This window comes from Serratia quinivorans, assembly GCF_052113645.1.
Classification (GTDB): Bacteria; Pseudomonadota; Gammaproteobacteria; order Enterobacterales; family Enterobacteriaceae; genus Serratia; species Serratia quinivorans_B.
Genome location: NZ_JBIEIU010000002.1, coordinates 398,316 through 415,030, shown reverse-complemented (window position 1 = coordinate 415,030; position 16,715 = coordinate 398,316). Strand labels below are relative to the sequence as shown.

General features: G+C 54.7%; 15 protein-coding genes, 4 tRNA genes and 1 other RNA gene. All 20 read right to left on the bottom strand.

All coding sequences use genetic code 11. The features are described 5' to 3' along the window. Positions 1-2 precede the first annotated feature (2 nt). Positions 3-75 (bottom strand) — tRNA-Lys (locus tag ACGS9J_RS07375). 70 nt (positions 76-145) lie between these two features. Then, a non-coding RNA gene (locus tag ACGS9J_RS07370) (RtT sRNA) lies at positions 146-268 on the bottom strand. A gap of 14 nt (positions 269-282) precedes the next feature. Then, positions 283-358: transfer RNA gene (locus ACGS9J_RS07365), tRNA-Lys, on the bottom strand. 7 nt (positions 359-365) lie between these two features. Next, a tRNA-Val gene (locus tag ACGS9J_RS07360) sits at positions 366-441 on the bottom strand. Positions 442-473: 32 nt separating this feature from the next. After that, positions 474-549, bottom strand: a tRNA-Lys gene (locus ACGS9J_RS07355). A 179-nt stretch (positions 550-728) separates the two neighbouring features. Continuing rightward, on the bottom strand, positions 729-1,529 hold the full coding sequence (gene cpoB / locus ACGS9J_RS07350; RefSeq protein ID WP_442230305.1) for a cell division protein CpoB: 801 nt from the start codon (positions 1,527-1,529) through the stop codon (positions 729-731). 9 nt (positions 1,530-1,538) lie between these two features. Further along, positions 1,539-2,054 (bottom strand): peptidoglycan-associated lipoprotein Pal, encoded by a 516-nt coding sequence (pal, locus tag ACGS9J_RS07345; protein ID WP_085115631.1) that lies wholly within the window; start codon positions 2,052-2,054, stop codon positions 1,539-1,541. 44 nt (positions 2,055-2,098) lie between these two features. After that, on the bottom strand, positions 2,099-3,391 hold the full coding sequence (tolB, locus tag ACGS9J_RS07340) for a Tol-Pal system beta propeller repeat protein TolB (RefSeq protein WP_442230304.1): 1,293 nt from the start codon (positions 3,389-3,391) through the stop codon (positions 2,099-2,101). A gap of 133 nt (positions 3,392-3,524) precedes the next feature. After that, positions 3,525-4,742 (bottom strand): cell envelope integrity protein TolA, encoded by a 1,218-nt coding sequence (gene tolA, locus ACGS9J_RS07335; protein WP_442230303.1) that lies wholly within the window; start codon positions 4,740-4,742, stop codon positions 3,525-3,527. A gap of 81 nt (positions 4,743-4,823) precedes the next feature. Further along, positions 4,824-5,252 carry a colicin uptake protein TolR gene (tolR, locus tag ACGS9J_RS07330; protein ID WP_020825683.1) on the bottom strand — a complete coding sequence of 143 codons (429 nt, stop codon included), beginning with the start codon at positions 5,250-5,252 and terminating at the stop codon, positions 4,824-4,826. Between the two features lie 12 nt (positions 5,253-5,264). Next, positions 5,265-5,948, bottom strand: a complete 684-nt coding sequence (gene tolQ / locus ACGS9J_RS07325; protein WP_039992358.1) for a Tol-Pal system protein TolQ — start codon at positions 5,946-5,948, stop codon at positions 5,265-5,267. After that, the gene (gene ybgC, locus ACGS9J_RS07320) at positions 5,945-6,349 is read right to left on the bottom strand and encodes a tol-pal system-associated acyl-CoA thioesterase (protein ID WP_020825682.1); all 405 of its coding nucleotides are present in this window, start codon (positions 6,347-6,349) and stop codon (positions 5,945-5,947) included. The genes tolQ and ybgC overlap by 4 nt, the downstream gene beginning before the upstream one ends. Positions 6,350-6,479: 130 nt before the next feature. Continuing rightward, positions 6,480-6,776 carry a cyd operon protein YbgE gene (ybgE, locus tag ACGS9J_RS07315; protein WP_020825681.1) on the bottom strand — a complete coding sequence of 99 codons (297 nt, stop codon included), beginning with the start codon at positions 6,774-6,776 and terminating at the stop codon, positions 6,480-6,482. Then, positions 6,776-6,889: a cytochrome bd-I oxidase subunit CydX gene (cydX, locus tag ACGS9J_RS07310; protein ID WP_004949761.1), complete on the bottom strand. Its 114-nt coding sequence runs from the start codon at positions 6,887-6,889 to the stop codon at positions 6,776-6,778. Before cydX ends, ybgE begins: the two co-directional genes overlap by 1 nt. 17 nt (positions 6,890-6,906) lie before the next feature. Continuing rightward, the gene (gene cydB, locus ACGS9J_RS07305; RefSeq protein ID WP_442230302.1) at positions 6,907-8,046 is read right to left on the bottom strand and encodes a cytochrome d ubiquinol oxidase subunit II; all 1,140 of its coding nucleotides are present in this window, start codon (positions 8,044-8,046) and stop codon (positions 6,907-6,909) included. A 14-nt stretch (positions 8,047-8,060) separates the two neighbouring features. Beyond that, a complete protein-coding gene (cydA, locus tag ACGS9J_RS07300; protein WP_442230301.1) occupies positions 8,061-9,629 on the bottom strand; it encodes a cytochrome ubiquinol oxidase subunit I in 1,569 nt (522 codons plus the stop codon). Positions 9,630-10,411: 782 nt separating this feature from the next. Then, positions 10,412-11,284 (bottom strand): succinate--CoA ligase subunit alpha, encoded by an 873-nt coding sequence (gene sucD, locus ACGS9J_RS07295; RefSeq protein ID WP_004949757.1) that lies wholly within the window; start codon positions 11,282-11,284, stop codon positions 10,412-10,414. Next, the gene (sucC, locus tag ACGS9J_RS07290) at positions 11,284-12,450 is read right to left on the bottom strand and encodes an ADP-forming succinate--CoA ligase subunit beta (RefSeq protein WP_004949756.1); all 1,167 of its coding nucleotides are present in this window, start codon (positions 12,448-12,450) and stop codon (positions 11,284-11,286) included. The genes sucD and sucC overlap by 1 nt, the downstream gene beginning before the upstream one ends. 118 nt (positions 12,451-12,568) lie before the next feature. Further along, positions 12,569-13,786, bottom strand: coding sequence for a 2-oxoglutarate dehydrogenase complex dihydrolipoyllysine-residue succinyltransferase (odhB, locus tag ACGS9J_RS07285; RefSeq protein WP_442230300.1), 1,218 nt, complete (start codon positions 13,784-13,786; stop codon positions 12,569-12,571). Positions 13,787-13,797: 11 nt separating this feature from the next. Beyond that, on the bottom strand, positions 13,798-16,611 hold the full coding sequence (gene sucA, locus ACGS9J_RS07280; RefSeq protein ID WP_442230317.1) for a 2-oxoglutarate dehydrogenase E1 component: 2,814 nt from the start codon (positions 16,609-16,611) through the stop codon (positions 13,798-13,800). Positions 16,612-16,715: the final 104 nt, after the last annotated feature.

Genomic DNA, 16,715 nt, shown 5'->3' with positions numbered 1-16,715 from the left:
GGTGGGCCGTGCGGGATTCGAACCTGCGACCAATTGATTAAAAGTCAACTGCTCTACCAACTGAGCTAACGGCCCACTGACGTGGTTTACTGCTGAACAACCAATACAAAACCGAAGCCTGTATTGAGGAAAAACAATTCTGAAATGGTGGGCCGTGCGGGATTATTCGGCCTTTGGCCTCACCCTTCGGGCCATCACTTGCGTGATGTTGTCTCGCTTTGCGAGACTCGAACCTTTACGGTTCTCACCCTTACGATTCCACATCGTAGTCACATCTAAAAATGGTGGGCCGTGCGGGATTCGAACCTGCGACCAATTGATTAAAAGTCAACTGCTCTACCAACTGAGCTAACGGCCCACAGCAGTGGTGGGTGATGACGGGCTCGAACCGCCGACCCCCTCCGTGTAAAGGAGATGCTCTACCAACTGAGCTAATCACCCACTAGTGTGGTTACTGCTACTACTTCAGGAATTGGTGGGTCGTGCGGGATTCGAACCTGCGACCAATTGATTAAAAGTCAACTGCTCTACCAACTGAGCTAACGACCCAATTTCCTTGCTGCTTTAACATCTTGCAAGATGTCTTGGCAACGGCGGCATATATTACTAATTTATCTTGGCAGCGCAACCTAAATTTATAAACAACAGGTTCAACTGCTTGTTCTTCACGCGAATGAGCCCAGAAATCGGTCAAATCGACTAACTTCTGGGCTCATTTTTTTTTCTGACTAACCGGCTACGCGACTTTTCGCCTGTTTGGCCGCCGCACTGGTTGGGTATTGTTTAATCACCTGCTGGAACACGGCTTTGGCTTTATCAGCCTGCCCTTTTTCCTGCATGATGATACCCACCTTGTACATGGCGTCCGGCGCCTTAGGTGATTTTGAGTAATTCTTCACCACGACCGCATAATAGTAAGCCGCATCATCTTTCTTACCCTTGTTGTAGAACAACTGGCCCAGCCAATAATTGGCATTAGGCTGGTAAGTAGACTTTGGGTACTGTTTTACGAAGGCCTGAAAAGCGGAGATTGCCTGGTCATACTGTTTTTTTTCCAGCGCCAATGACACAGCGGCGTTGTAGTCGCTGTTTTCATCACCCGTGCTGGCCGGCGCTGCTGCTGTAGCGCCCGCAGACGCATTGTCAGCGCCTGTGGAGGAGGCAGCCGCTGCTGCCCCGCCCGCGGCACCCGCTGCGGCAGCAGAGCTCTGAGCGCCGCCCTGGCTGATGCTATCCATCTGTTGATAGATTTGCTTTTGGCGTTCAACGACCTGATTCAGTTGATATTGGCTTTCCTGGATTTGCCCGCGGAGAGCGTCAATATCGCGCTGGTTGTCAGAGAGTTGTTGCTGGAGTTGGTTTAAAAGCTGGCCCTGAGCATTACTGATGCGCTCAAGTGAGGTGACACGGTCTTCGACCGAGCCGGAGCCGACATTACTGATTGGCGCTTGGGCAGTAGCGGCCCATGGGACCGCTACGCCAACCAGTAACGACAGACTCAACAAGTGACGTCTGAAGTTACTGTTCATGCGATTCTCTTAGTAAACCAGAACTGCACGACGGTTTTTAGCATAAGCCGCTTCGTCGTGGCCCAGTACTGCTGGTTTTTCTTTACCGTAAGAAACGATAGAGATTTGGTCAGCAGAAACGCCTTTACCTTGCAGGTACATTTTCACTGAGTTAGAACGACGCTCACCCAGGGCAATGTTGTATTCCGGCGTACCGCGTTCATCCGCGTGGCCTTCTACGGTCACTTTGTAAGACGGGTTGTTACGCAGGAATGCAGCGTGCGCGTCCAGCATCTGAGCGAACTCAGAGCTCACGTCATACTTGTCCAGACCGAAGTAAACAATGTTGTTCTTCTGCAGTTCTTGCATCTGCAGACGAGCTTGTTCTTCAGAAGACAGGTTGCTGCTGCCATTTTCTGTACCAGTGCCAGCGCCAGCGCCCAGACCAGATTGGTCGTTGTTTGCGCTTTTGTTAGAACTACAAGCTGCTACAGCCAGGACTGGCAGTGCCAGCAGAAGCCCTTTCAGCACTTTGTTCAGTTGCATTTCTTTAATCCTTTTATAGTTTGCCATACATATTTACACATGCATCACAGATACGGCGACCAGGCAGGGAATTTGACCTGTCCATCAGTTGCCGGAAGACGCGCTTTAAAACGCCCATCAGTCGATACCAGTTGCAACACGGAGCCCATACCTTGCGTGGAGCTATAGATCACCATGGTGCCATTTGGCGCAATACTAGGCGTTTCGTCCAGGAAGGTGCCGGTTAACACTTGAACCGCACCCGATCCGAGATCTTGTTTGGCGATATGCTGAGCGCCGCTATTGGTGCTCACCATCACCAGGAACTTACCATCAGAGCTGACTTCAGAATCCTGATTCTGAGAGCCTTCCCATGTCAGACGCTGTGACGCACCGCCACTGGCACTGACTTTATAAATCTGTGGTCGACCACCCTGATCGGAGGTATAAGCCAGAGACTGACCATCCGGGAACCAGGTCGGTTCGGTATTGTTGCTGCGCCCGTCGGTGATTTGAGTGATCTGGCCAGAGCCAAGATTCATCACGTACAGGTTCAGGCTGCCGCTTTTAGACAGCGCAAAGGCCAGGCGACTGCCGTCCGGTGAGAACGCCGGGGCACCGTTGTGGCGCGGGAACGAAGCGATCTGACGGATGGCACCGTTAGCCAGGGTCTGTACGACCAGCGCAGAGCGGCCGCTTTCAAAGGTCACGTACGCCAGTTTGCTGCCGTCCGGCGACCAGGCCGGGGACATCAGTGGTTCCGGTGAACGGTGTACCACAAACTGGTTGTAACCGTCGTAGTCCGCTACGCGCAGTTCGTACGGGAATTTCCCGCCGTTGGTCTGCACCACGTAAGCGATACGAGTCCGGAATGCGCCCTTGATACCGGTCAGCTTCTCAAACACTTCGTCACTGGCGGTGTGAGCCGAATAACGCAACCATTGCTTGGTCACTTTATACTGGTTCTGCGCCAGAACGGTGCCTGGAGAACCCGAAGTGTCCACCAGTTGATAAGAGATCAGGTAGCCGCCGTCCGCACCAGGTTGTACCTGGCCAACCACGACCGCATCAATGCCCAACGCAGTCCAGGCCGCCGGCGTCACTTCAGACGCGGTGGTCGGTTGCTGCGGCATGCGCGCTACGTCAATTGGGTTGAATTTGCCGCTGTTGCGCAGGTCTGCGCCGACAATCTTGCCAATATCTTCCGGAGGCGTGCCTGGGCCAGCCCATTTAAACGGCACCACACCAATCGGGCGAGCGGAGTCGACCCCTTGGGTGATTTCAATGCGAACTTCCGCGTGAAGAACGGAGGCCCACAGTATTAAAAAACCTAACGCTACTCGAAATGCCTGCTTCATCTCATCTCCCTTATCCAGGCGGGATGCCTGCGATAAATTAGCAGAACTTTAACAAACCAACTCAAACAAAACTACATAATCCCTGTTGGTTACCTTAGTACATCCCTGCGATATGGCTCAGCTAAAACAACCATTATTCCGGTCTAAACGTAAGGGGAGCATTCTTAAACACCTCATAAACTGCCTGGCTTGGCGGTTTCGGTATTCTCGCCTGCTTAGCTGCGGCTATCGCGGCCTGACACAGTGCCGGATCGCCCCCCTCCGATTTAACATCAATCAACAAACCGTCCGGTGCCAGTTTGATTCGCAGGTCGCACTTGCGCCCTTTATACAAGTCCGCGTCGTAAAACTTGCTTTGAATAGCCGAAGTGATCTGGCCCAGATAGCCGTTGATCTCGGCGCCGCTGGCCCCCGCAGTCTTGGCATTGCCCTGACCAGCTGGTTTACCGTCGCCTTTCGCTTTGGCTCCGCCGCCTTTCGGCGCGTTTTTACCGTCCGCCAGGCCACCGAACAGATCTTCAACTTCTGAAGACTGAGCTGCAGCGGCTTTCTTCTTGGCATCGGCGGCTTTCTTGGCAGCCGCCTTTTCAGCTGCAGCGGCCTTTTTCTCAGCCTCTGCGGCTGCTTTCTTCTCGGCGTCAGCAGCGGCCTTCTTCTCAGCATCGGCTGCCGCTTTTTTCTCAGCGGCTTCGGCGGCTTTTTGCTCTGCCGCCGCAGCAGCGGTTTTCTTCGCTTCTTCCGCCTGTTTCTTGGCAGCAGCGGCAGCAGCCGCTTCTTTCTTGGCTTCAGCTTCCGCTTTCTTCTGCGCATCAGCCTGGGCTTTAGCGACTTTATCCGCTTCGGCCTTGGCTTTGGCCGCAGCCACTTCCGCTACTTTCTGTTGTTCTTTGGCTTTCGCCGCGGCGTTTTCGGCCGCTTTTTGTTGTTCAGCAGCCTGCTTTTGTTGCTCAGCGGCCTGCTTTTGCTGTTCAGCCTGTGCTTTCGCGTCCTGCGCCGCTTTTTCCTGCGCGGACAAACGCTCTTTCTCCAGCTCTTTCAGGCGCTGTTGTTCCGCCGCCTGCTTCTGCTGAAGTTCTTCGGCCTGCTGTTCCGCTTTTTTCTGGCGCTGCTTTTCAGCACGCTGCGCGTCGTTACTCTGCTGTTGCTGGCGGTTGTACTGCTCCACCACTGCCCCGGGATCGACCATCACTGCACCGACGACAGAACCGTCGCCACCACCGCCGGCACTGTTCATGTCGACGTTTTCTTGCAGCGATCCCCAAATCAGCAGGGCAATCAATATAAAGTGCAGAACGACCGAAACAATAACGGCGCGGTTCAGCTTATCGTTTTGCTCAGTTGCCTTTACCAAAATAGATTCCCAAAAACTGGTGTTGCTTATACGGGGTTCCTGGGCCGCAGCACAGGAACCGGGTTGCCACTGACCTTAGGGTCAGATTGGCTGGGTCATTAGCCCCACGGAAGCCACGCCCGCCTGATGGAGAATATTCAATGCCTTGATAATCTCATCGTACGGAACTTCCTTCGCCCCGCCGATCAAAAAGACCGTTTTCGGGTTAGCCGCTAAACGCGACTTGGCTTCGGCGGCAACCTGTTCCGGTGGCAGCAGTTCCATGCGGTTGTGATCCACCACCAGGGTGTATTGACCCACACCTGAAACCTCAAGGATCACCGGCGGGTTATCATCGCTGGAGACCGTCTTGGAATCGGTGGCATCCGGCAGATCAACCTCAACGCTCTGCGTGATAATCGGTGCCGTTGCCATAAAGATCAGCAACAGCACCAGCAACACGTCAAGCAACGGAACGATGTTAATTTCGGACTTCAGCTCGCGCCGATTACGTCCACGAACTCTCGCCATGCTACCTCCTACTTATTTGCTGTCGCTGGAGAAGGCCTGACGATGCAGAATAGCGGTGAACTCTTCCATAAAGTTGTCGTAATTCTGCTCAAGCTTGTTGACGCGCTGGTTGAGGCGGTTATAGGCCATAACGGCCGGAATAGCGGCGAACAAACCGATGGCGGTGGCGATCAGTGCTTCGGCGATACCCGGTGCTACCATTTGCAGCGTGGCCTGCTTCACCGCGCCCAGTGCGATAAAGGCGTGCATGATCCCCCACACGGTGCCGAACAGACCGATGTACGGACTGATCGACCCGACGGTGCCGAGGAATGGTATGTGGTTTTCCAGCGTTTCCAGTTCGCGGTTCATCGAGATACGCATGGCACGTGAAGCGCCTTCGATCACCGATTCCGGCGCGTGGTTGTTAGCGCGGTGCAAACGAGCGAACTCTTTGAAACCAGAGTGGAAAATTTGCTCTGAGCCGGTCAGGCTATCGCGACGCGCCTGGCTTTCCTGATACAGACGGGAAAGCTCGATACCGGACCAGAATTTGTCTTCAAAGGCTTCGGCGTCACGCGTGGCCGCATTAAGGATGCGGGTACGCTGAATGATGATCGCCCAAGAGGCCACTGAGAAGCATATCAAAATCAACATGATAAGCTTAACCAGCAGGCTCGCCTTCAAGAATAAATCTAGGATGTTCATGTCAGTCACTGCTTAAACTCCGCGACAATAGACTTAGGAAGCGCTATCGGCTTCATTTGGTGTGGATCAATGCATGCAATCAACACATCGGCCTGACTCAAAAGAGTCCCGTCAGAATTGACAATGCGTTGGGCAAACGTGAGAGAGGCCCCGCGCATTGAGGTGATTTCACTCTGCACTTCCAACTGCTCGTCGAGACGAGCCGGAGCCAGGTAATCCACCGTCATGCGCCGAACCACGAAAGCGACATGTTCACTGAGCAGCTGCTGTTGATGAAAGTTGTGATGACGCAGCATCTCGGTGCGCGCTCTTTCAAAAAAGGCGACATAGCGGGCGTGATAGACCACACCACTGGCATCGGTATCCTCGTAGTAAACGCGAACCGGCCATCGAAACAACGTATTACTCACTCTACTTCCCAGCAATGCAATTTAACGGTGCTACTATACGCAAGACGGATCGGGTTGGGAATGGGTTACAAGAGGGGAACGAAAATAATTATGGGCCGGAAGGGCCCATAACTCGGGGATATAACGGAGATTATAAAGAAACGTAAAGTAATCCTGCGGCCAGGATCACAATCGCCGGAAGTGGCGCAAAAAAAGCGCGCCATAGCGTCCGCTGCGGCTTGAACCCGACGCCGTGAACGACGCCTGCGCACACGGCCCAAATCAGCAGCAGCCCTTCCCAAATCTCCAGCGAGCTGGTCTTCGCCGCAAAGCGGGTCGGATCCCAGAAAATACAGCCCGCCAAAATCAACGCCAGCACCAGTGAAAGGGCCCGGACCGGGCCCTTGTCAGTCATGGCGTACAGCTTGTCAGTTAATGACGAACTCATCACTTACCGTCTTGCTGTGCTTTTGAATCTTCGTGGTGCTCAAGCGCCAGCGCCGTGATGATGCCGAAGGCACAGGCAAGAAGCGTTCCGAGAATCCAGGCAAAATACCACATGGTTTAGCTCCCTATCCTTAATACAGCGAATGCTTGTTGTTCTCGATGAAGTTTTTGTCGAGACGGCCGAACATTTTGTAGTACGACCAACTGGTGTACGCCAGAACGATGGGCACGAAGATCGCCGCGACAACGGTCATCACTTCCAGCGTCAACAGGCTGGAGGTGGCATCCCACATGGTCAGGCTGATGTTAGGCACAGTGCTTGACGGCATCACGAACGGGAACATGGTCACCCCGGCAGTCAGGATCACGCAGGCAATGGTCAGTGACGAAGTCACGAACGCCAGCGCGTCTTTCGACAAGCGGGAGAACAGTACCGTGAACAGCGGCAGCACCACACCCAAGGCAGGCAGTGCCCACAGCAGCGGATACTTGTTGAAGTTGATCAACCAGGCACCGGCCTGATGAGCCACTTCTTTACGCATCGGGTTCGACTCTGCCATGGTGTCCAGCGCCGAGGTAATCACATAACCGTCGATGCCTTTCACCAGCCAAATGCCGCCCAACAGGAAGAACACCGCCATCACCAGCGTGGAGATCTGCGCCGCAGCACGAGCACGCAGGTGGATCTCACCGCTGGTACGCATCTGCAGGTAGGTCGCCCCCTGGGTCACCAGCATGGTCAAACTGACCACGCCCGCCAACAGGCCAAACGGATTCAGCAGTTGGAAGAAGTTGCCGGTGTAGAACAGACGCATGTATTCGTCCATGTGGAAGGGCACGCCCTGCAACAGGTTGCCGAATGCCACACCGAACACCACCGCCGGCACGAAGCTGCCGATAAAGATGCCCCAGTCCCACATGTTGCGCCAACGGCTGCTCTCCAGCTTCGAACGGTAGTCAAAACCGACCGGGCGGAAAAACAAGGCGGCCAGCACCAGGATCATGGCGACATAGAAACCGGAGAACGCCGCCGCATAGACCATCGGCCAGGCGGCGAACAGTGCACCACCGGCCGTGATCAGCCACACCTGGTTACCGTCCCAGTGCGGTGCGATGGAGTTGATCATCACCCGGCGCTCGGTATCGGTTTTACCGATAATGCGCACCAGGATGCCGACCCCCATGTCGAAACCGTCGGTGACGGCGAAACCGATCAGCAGTACGCCAATCAGGACCCACCAGATAAATCGCAGTACTTCATAATCAAACATACGTGGACTCCTGTTTAGCGCGCTTCCTGCACGGCGGCAGTCGGTTGTTCAAAGTGGTAGCGGCCAGTTTTCAGGCTGCTTGGACCCAGACGTGCAAATTTGAACATCAGGTACATTTCAGCCACCAGGAACAGGGTGTACAAGCCGCAAATCAGCCCCATCGAGAACAGAATGTCGCCCGCAGTCAGTGAAGAGTTGGCAACCGCAGTCGGCAGCACCTCACCAATCGCCCAAGGTTGACGACCGTATTCAGCCACAAACCAGCCGGCTTCGATCGCAATCCACGGCAGCGGCAGACCATACAGCGCCGCACGGTGCAGCCATTTTCTCTGGCCAATACGGCCACGCAGCACGCTCCAGAACGACAGACCGATAATCAGCAGCATCAGCACGCCACAGGCCACCATGATGCGGAAGGCGAAGTACAGCGGCGCTACGCGTGGGATAGAGTCTTTGGTCGCCTGCTGGATCTGCGTTTCCGTCGCGTCGGTGACGTTCTGGGTATAACGCTTCAGCAGTAAACCGTAGCCCAAATCCTGCTTGGCTTTATTGAACTCGGCGCGTACCGCCGGATCGGTATTGCCGCTGCGCAGCTCTTCCAGCAATTGGTAGGCTTTCATCCCGTTGCGAATACGCACTTCATGCTGCGCCATCAGATCTTTCAGGCCGGTGACCTGGGTATCCGTTGAGCGGGTGGCAATCAGGCCGAGCGCATAAGGAATTTGGATCGAGTAGGAGTTTTCCATTTTATCCTGATTCGGAATACCGAACAGGGTAAAGGAAGCCGGAGCCGGTTGAGTGTCCCACTCGGCTTCGATGGCGGCCAGTTTGGTTTTCTGCACGTCGCCCATTTCATAACCGGATTCATCACCCAGTACGATAACGGACAGCACGGCAGCCATACCGAAGCTGGCGGCAATAGCGAAGGAACGTTTGGCGAAGGCGGTATCACGGCCTTTCAACAGGTAGTAAGAGCTGATACCCAGTACGAACATCGCACCACAGGTGTAGCCGGCAGCGACGGTGTGAACGAACTTCACCTGCGCAACCGGGTTGAGCACCAGTTCGGAGAAGCTGAGCATCTCCATACGCATGGTTTCGAAGTTGAAGTCCGAGGCGATAGGGTTCTGCATCCAGCCGTTGGCGACCAGGATCCACAGCGCGGAGAAGTTTGAGCCCAGTGCCACAAGCCAGGTTACGGCCATGTGCTGCACCTTGCCCAGACGATCCCAGCCGAAGAAGAACAGGCCGACCAGCGTCGATTCAAGGAAGAACGCCATCAGACCTTCGATGGCCAGAGGGGCCCCGAAAATATCACCGACGTAATGTGAGAAATATGACCAGTTGGTCCCGAACTGGAACTCCATGGTCAAACCGGTGGCCACACCCAGAGCAAAGTTAATTGCAAATAACTTGCCCCAGAATTTGGTCATATCTTTATAGATTTGCTTGCCTGACAGTACATATACCGTTTCCATAATTGCCAGCAAAAACGCCATGCCTAGCGTTAATGGGACAAATAAGAAATGGTACATCGCCGTTAAAGCAAACTGTAAGCGCGACAGTTCGACAATATCAAACATCTTGACTCCTTGCTCCTCGCAGGAAGACTCCGACATGCGGTTATCGATATGACTTCGGGTGAAGCTACCGGTAACGCCCCGCAGTGAATGCCCTTAAACACAACAAAAATTTGATCCAGCTTCTCCGCTTTCAGCCCTGCATTCGACGCAGGCCGTACTGGCCAGTGCGCTAAACACACCACTGAAAACCGACAACGGGTAACAAATGCAACAAGATCAACCATCCATATTCACCATGGATGATACTCGCCCAATCCCACACAATAAATAGGTTTTTACGTGATATGGGTTAGACTTTTGGTTACAGGTCAAATTTTAGCCCAAAGAGGTACTTGGCCGTAATTTGATCTGGAACAATTTAAGCCTATCTGAATTTTATTTCCAGATTCAGCTCACAATTTCTCATAATTATCTTGTGGTTATGTTACATAATGGTTTCGTAGTCTATCCAGGTACTTTTTGTGTTAAATAGATGTGATATTTAATGGTTATCTGTATTTAAATGAAGGCTCGAGTGTGAATGATGTTAACGTTTATTAACCTGCGAATAAGACAAGCTTAGCTTATTTTTTTACTCTGATAATTGTCGGCAATAAAAAAGAATCGTTATCACTGAAAACAGCGCTTAAATACGTCAGCCACATCTCCCAATTCCCTTAATTGACGCCTCTAACGCCCACTACGGCTAGGGTGATGCCTGGTTCGCCCTCCGACAGGCAAAAAAAACAGGGCCAGACACTTGGTCTGACCCTGTTTAAATACGGACTACCGCAGGCGGTAAATTAGCGATTCAGAACCGCTTTAACGGCTTCACCGATGTCAGCCAGGCTGCGTACGGTTTTAACCCCTGCCGCTTCCAGCGCTGCGAATTTCTCGTCCGCAGTACCTTTGCCGCCGGCAATGATGGCGCCGGCATGCCCCATACGCTTGCCTTTAGGTGCAGTAACACCCGCGATGTAACCAACTACAGGCTTGGTCACGTGTTCTTTGATGTAAGCAGCGGCTTCTTCTTCCGCGCTACCCCCGATCTCACCGATCATCACGATCGCTTCAGTCTGCGGATCTTCCTGGAACATTTTCAGGATATCGATGAAGTTGGAGCCCGGGATCGGGTCGCCGCCGATGCCGACACAGGTAGACTGGCCCAGACCGGTATCAGTGGTCTGCTTCACCGCTTCATAGGTCAGGGTGCCGGAGCGGGAAACGATGCCCACTTTGCCTGGCAGGTGGATATGACCAGGCATGATGCCGATTTTGCACTCGCCCGGGGTGATAACACCTGGGCAGTTCGGGCCGATCATACGCACACCGGCTTCATCCAGCTTCACTTTCACGGTCAGCATATCCAGCGTCGGGATGCCTTCGGTGATGGTGATGATCAGTTTGATGCCTGCATCGATAGCTTCCAGAATGGAGTCTTTGCAGAACGGTGCCGGTACGTAGATAACGGACGCCGTTGCGCCGGTCGCTTCTACCGCTTCACGCACGGTGTTGAACACCGGCAGGCCCAGGTGCTGAGTGCCACCTTTGCCCGGCGTCACGCCACCGACCATTTTGGTGCCGTAAGCGATAGCTTGTTCGGAGTGGAAGGTCCCCTGGCTACCGGTGAAACCCTGACAAATTACTTTGGTGTTTTTATCGATTAAAATGGACATTATTTACCCTCCACTGCCGCAACAACTTGCTGAGCCGCATCAGTCAGGCTGGTCGCAGCAATGATATTCAGACCGCTGTCCGCCAGTTTCTTGGCGCCCAGTTCGGCGTTATTCCCTTCCAGACGCACCACCACCGGGACGTTAACGCCCACTTCGGCTACTGCGCCAATGATACCGTCAGCGATCAGATCGCAACGCACGATACCACCGAAAATGTTAACCAATACCGCTTTCACCTTGTCGTCGGACAGGATGATTTTGAAGGCTTCGGTCACGCGCTCTTTGGTTGCACCGCCGCCCACGTCGAGGAAGTTGGCTGGTTCGCCGCCGTGCAGCTTAACGATGTCCATGGTACCCATCGCCAGGCCTGCGCCGTTCACCATGCAGCCGATGTTGCCATCAAGGGCAACGTAGTTCAGCTCCCACTGTGCCGCACGGGATTCACGCTCATCTTCCTGAGAAGGGTCACGCATTTCACGCAGTTCAGACTGGCGGAACAATGCGTTGCCGTCAGCGCCCAGTTTACCGTCCAGACAGATCAGATCGCCCTGCTTGGTCACTACCAGCGGGTTGATCTCAACCATCGCCAGGTCGCGTTCCAGGAACAAGGTCGCCAGGCCCATGAAGATCTTGGCGAACTGGCCGACTTGCTTGCCGGTCAGACCCAGTTTGAAGGCCAGTTCACGGCCCTGGTAAGGCTGTGGGCCTGCCAGTGGGTCGATGGTCATTTTGTGGATCAGTTCCGGGGTTTCTTCCGCAACTTTTTCAATCTCAACGCCGCCTTCGGTCGATGCCATGAACACCACACGACGGCTTGCACGGTCGACTACCGCACCCAGGTACAGTTCTTTATCGATGTCGGTCGCGGCTTCTACCAGGATCTGGTGAACCGGTTGGCCCAGCGCATCAGTCTGGTAGGTCACCAGACGCTTGCCCAGCCAGGCTTCAGCGAAAGCGCGAATATCTTCTTTGCTGTTAACCACTTTAACGCCGCCAGCTTTACCGCGGCCGCCAGCATGAACCTGACATTTAACCACCCACGGGCCGGAGCCGATTTTGGATGCGGCTTCTTCCGCTTCACGCGGTGTGGTACAGGCGTAACCGGTTGGTGCCGGCATGCCATACCGAGCAAACAGCTGTTTTGCCTGATATTCGTGTAAATTCATGATGTTCTATCCATTCAGTTCTGAAGGTTTTAGCCGAGCCATTTTGGCGGTAAACCGCATGACTTTAGTCGACCACATAGCACAGAGTGTGGGCGCGGCGTACCGCGCCCATCAAGGGTTATACGTCCAGCAGCAGACGAGCCGGATCTTCCAGCATCTCTTTTACCGTCACCAGATAACCCACGGATTCTTTACCGTCGATCAGGCGGTGATCGTAAGACAGTGCCAGATACATCATTGGCTGGATCACAACCTGGCCTTTAACCGCCATTGGGCGATCTTTAATGGCGTGCATGCCCAGGATGGCGCTCTGCGGTGGGTTGATGATCGGGGTAGACATCAGTGAACCGAATACGCCGCCGTTGGTAATGGTGAAGTTACCGCCGGTCAGCTCTTCTACCGTCAATTTGCCGTCACGGCCTTTGACCGCCAGCTCTTTGATTTTCTTCTCGATGTCCGCCATGCTCATGCTGTCTACGTCGCGCAGCACTGGGGTCACCAGGCCACGTGGGGTAGATACCGCGATGCTGATATCGAAGTAGTTGTGGTACACCACATCGGTGCCATCGATAGAAGCATTCACTTCCGGGAAGCGTTTCAGTGCTTCAACCACGGCCTTGATGTAGAAGGACATGAAGCCCAGACGGACACCGTGGCGTTTTTCGAAGGCTTCACCGTACTGCTTGCGCAGGTCCATGATCGGCTGCATGTTGATTTCGTTGAAGGTCGTCAGCATCGCGGTGCTGTTCTTCGCTTCCAACAGGCGCTCGGCCACGCGCTTGCGCAGACGGGTCATCGGCACGCGCTTCTCGCTGCGGCTGCTCAGAGCAGGCTGCGGTGCGGCTTCCGCTGCGGCGGCAGGCTTGTCGGCTTTTTTGCCGTTAGCCAGGTGCGCTTCCACGTCTTCGCGGGTGATACGGCCACCCACGCCGCTGCCTTTGATGGCGGCAGCGTCGAGATCGTGTTCGGCAATCAGGCGGCGGATCGCCGGGCTGAGTGCGTCATTGCTCTCGTCTTCCAGGCTGGCGGTTGCACGCTGGGCTGGAGTGGCTTCTTTAGCCTGGTTTTTCTCTTCGGTCGGTTTGCCGGAGCTGTCGCCCGGACGAATACGGCCGAGGATCTGGCGAGAAAGCACGGTTGCGCCCTCTTCTTCCACGATCGCATCGAGGATCCCGGCTTCACTTGCCGGAACTTCCAGAACCACTTTATCAGTTTCGATCTCAACCAGAACTTCGTCACGCTGGACGCTGTCACCTGGTTTCTTGTGCCAGGTGGCTACGGTCGCATCCGCAACCGATTCAGGAAGGTCAGGTACCAGAATATCTACGCTACTCATTTAGCTTTCCCTTAATCTTTAACAATATTCAGCGCGTCATTAACCAGAGCCTGTTGCTGCTTCTGGTGTACGGACATATAACCGACTGCCGGCGAGGCAGAGGCTGGACGTCCTGCGTAACGTAAAGAAGCCCCGAACGGCACCACTTCACGGAAGTTGTGTTGGCTGCAGTACCAGGCGCCCTGGTTCAGCGGCTCTTCCTGACACCAGACGAAATCATGCACGTGAGCATACTTCTCCAGCACCGCCTGAACGGCCTGATGCGGGAACGGGTACAGCTGCTCGATACGGATGATGGCCACATCTTTCTGGTCGTTCTTGCGGCGTTGTTCCAGCAGATCGTAATAGACCTTACCGGAGCACATGACCACGCGTTTGACCGCTTTCGGATCCAGCTCGTCAATCTCGCCGATAGCCGGCATGAAGGTGCCGTTAGCCAGCTCATCCAGGGATGAGGTCGCCAGCGGATGACGCAGCAGGGACTTCGGCGACATCACCACCAACGGACGGCGCATACCGCGCAGCGCCTGACGACGCAGCATATGGTAGACCTGTGCCGGGGTGGATGGGATGCACACCTGCATGTTCTGCTCAGCACACAGCTGCAGGTAACGTTCCAGACGCGCAGAGGAGTGCTCTGGGCCCTGACCTTCGTAACCGTGCGGCAGCAGCATCACCAGACCGCACATACGGCCCCATTTCTGCTCGCCGGAGCTGATGAACTGATCAATCACCACCTGAGCGCCGTTGGCAAAGTCACCGAACTGCGCTTCCCAAATGTTCAGGGTGCGCGGTTCTGCGGTGGCGTAGCCGTATTCGAACGCCAGCACCGCTTCTTCTGACAGCACGGAGTCCCAAACTTTGAACTCGCCCTGCCCGCTGTGGACATTGGCCAACGGTACATAGACCGAACCGTTTTTCTGGTTATGCACCACGGCGTGACGGTGGAAGAAAGTGCCGCGACCGGCGTCTTCACCGGAAAGGCGAATAGGAATGCCTTCATCGACCAGGGTGGCGTAAGCCAGCGTTTCCGCCGCGCCCCAGTCGAACGCCTTGTTGCCTGCCGCCATCTCTGCGCGGTCACCGTAGATTTTCGCTACGCGCGACTGCATTTCGATCGCTTCCGGCACGGTGCTGATACGACGGGCCAGTTCCTGCAGGCGCTTCATATCAACCTTGCTTGGGTACTCTTCGTCCCATTCATGGTTGAGATACGGCGACCAGGTAAAGGTATGCAGGTTCATCGGACGCCATTCTTCGACCACGCAATCGCCGCGGTCAAGTGCATCACGATACAGGTTGACCATTTCCGTGGCATCTTCGAGGCTGGCGACTTTTTGTTCGGTCAGAACGTCAGCATAAATCTTGCGCGGTGTCGGGTGTTTTTTGATCTTCTGGTACATCACCGGCTGGGTTGCACTTGGCTCATCGGCCTCGTTATGCCCGTGGCGACGGTAGCAGACTAGATCGATCATCACGTCACGTTTGAAGGTGTTACGGAAATCCAACGCCAGACGGGTCACAAAGGCCACCGCTTCCGGATCGTCAGCATTCACGTGGAAGATCGGCGACTGCACCATCTTGGCGATGTCAGTACAGTATTCGGTAGAACGCGCATCCAGTGGGTTGGAGGTAGTGAAACCCACCTGGTTGTTGATCACGATACGCACCGTACCGCCCACTTCGTAACCGCGAGCCTGAGACATGTTCAGGGTTTCCTGAACGACGCCCTGGCCGGTAATCGCAGCGTCACCGTGGATAGTGATTGGCAGTACCATATTGCTGCGCGCTTCGTCCAGACGGTCACGACGGGCACGAACTGACCCCATGACCACCGGGCTGACGATCTCCAGGTGCGACGGGTTAAACGCCAGCGCCAGGTGAACCATGCCGCCTTCGGTTTCTACGTCAGAGGAGAAGCCCTGGTGATATTTCACGTCACCGGTACCGAGGTGCTCTTTATGTTTGCCGGCAAACTCGTCGAACAGGTCGGCCGGTTTTTTACCCAGCACGTTGATCAACACGTTCAGACGGCCGCGGTGGGCCATGCCCAATACCACTTCGCGCGTGCCGTTCTTGCCGGCGTGGCGCACCATCTCTTTCAGCATTGGCACCAGCGCATCGCCGCCTTCCAGCGAGAAGCGTTTCGCCCCTGGGAATTTAGCGCCGAGATAACGTTCCAGACCTTCCGCTGCGGTCAATTCGTTCAGGAAGCGACGTTTCTCATCATCGGTAAAACTTGCGTGCCCCACCACCGATTCAATACGCTGCTGGATCCAGCGCTTCTCTTCAGTGTTGGTAATGTGCATGTATTCCGCACCGATCGAACCGCAGTAGGTCTGCTTCAGCGCGGCATACAGGTCACCCAGCTTCATGGTTTCTTTGCCGATAGCAAAAGAACCCACGTTGAAGGTTTCCTGGAAGTCGGCATCGGTCAGACTGTGGTAGCCGGGTTCAAGGTCAGGAACTTGCTCACGCTGCCACAGACCGAGCGGGTCGAGGTTGGCATGCTGATGTCCGCGGAAACGGAAGGCGTTGATCAGCTGCAGTACCTTGACCTGTTTGGCATCGGTGTCTGGGTCGTTGATGGTGGTGTTGTAACGCGCGGAGTCTTTCGCCAGGCGGCGGAAGTAGTCACGCGTTTGAGAGTGAAGCTGATCGGGTTTTACACCCGCGGTTGGTAGCTGTTGAAAAATGGAACGCCAGCTATCTTCAACGGAGCCCGGATCGGTTAAGAAGTCTTCATAGAGCTGTTCTATGTAAGACTGGTTCGCGCCCGCCAGATAGGAGGAATCCAGCCAGGCCTTCATTGCGCCGTTCTGCATCATGATCCCTTAAGCTTTGAAGCTTTAGTTTTCGCCGTGGTTAACATAATTACCGTGATGGATACGGTTTGCCGTAGAAACGGTTCACTCGACGTACTTTTACG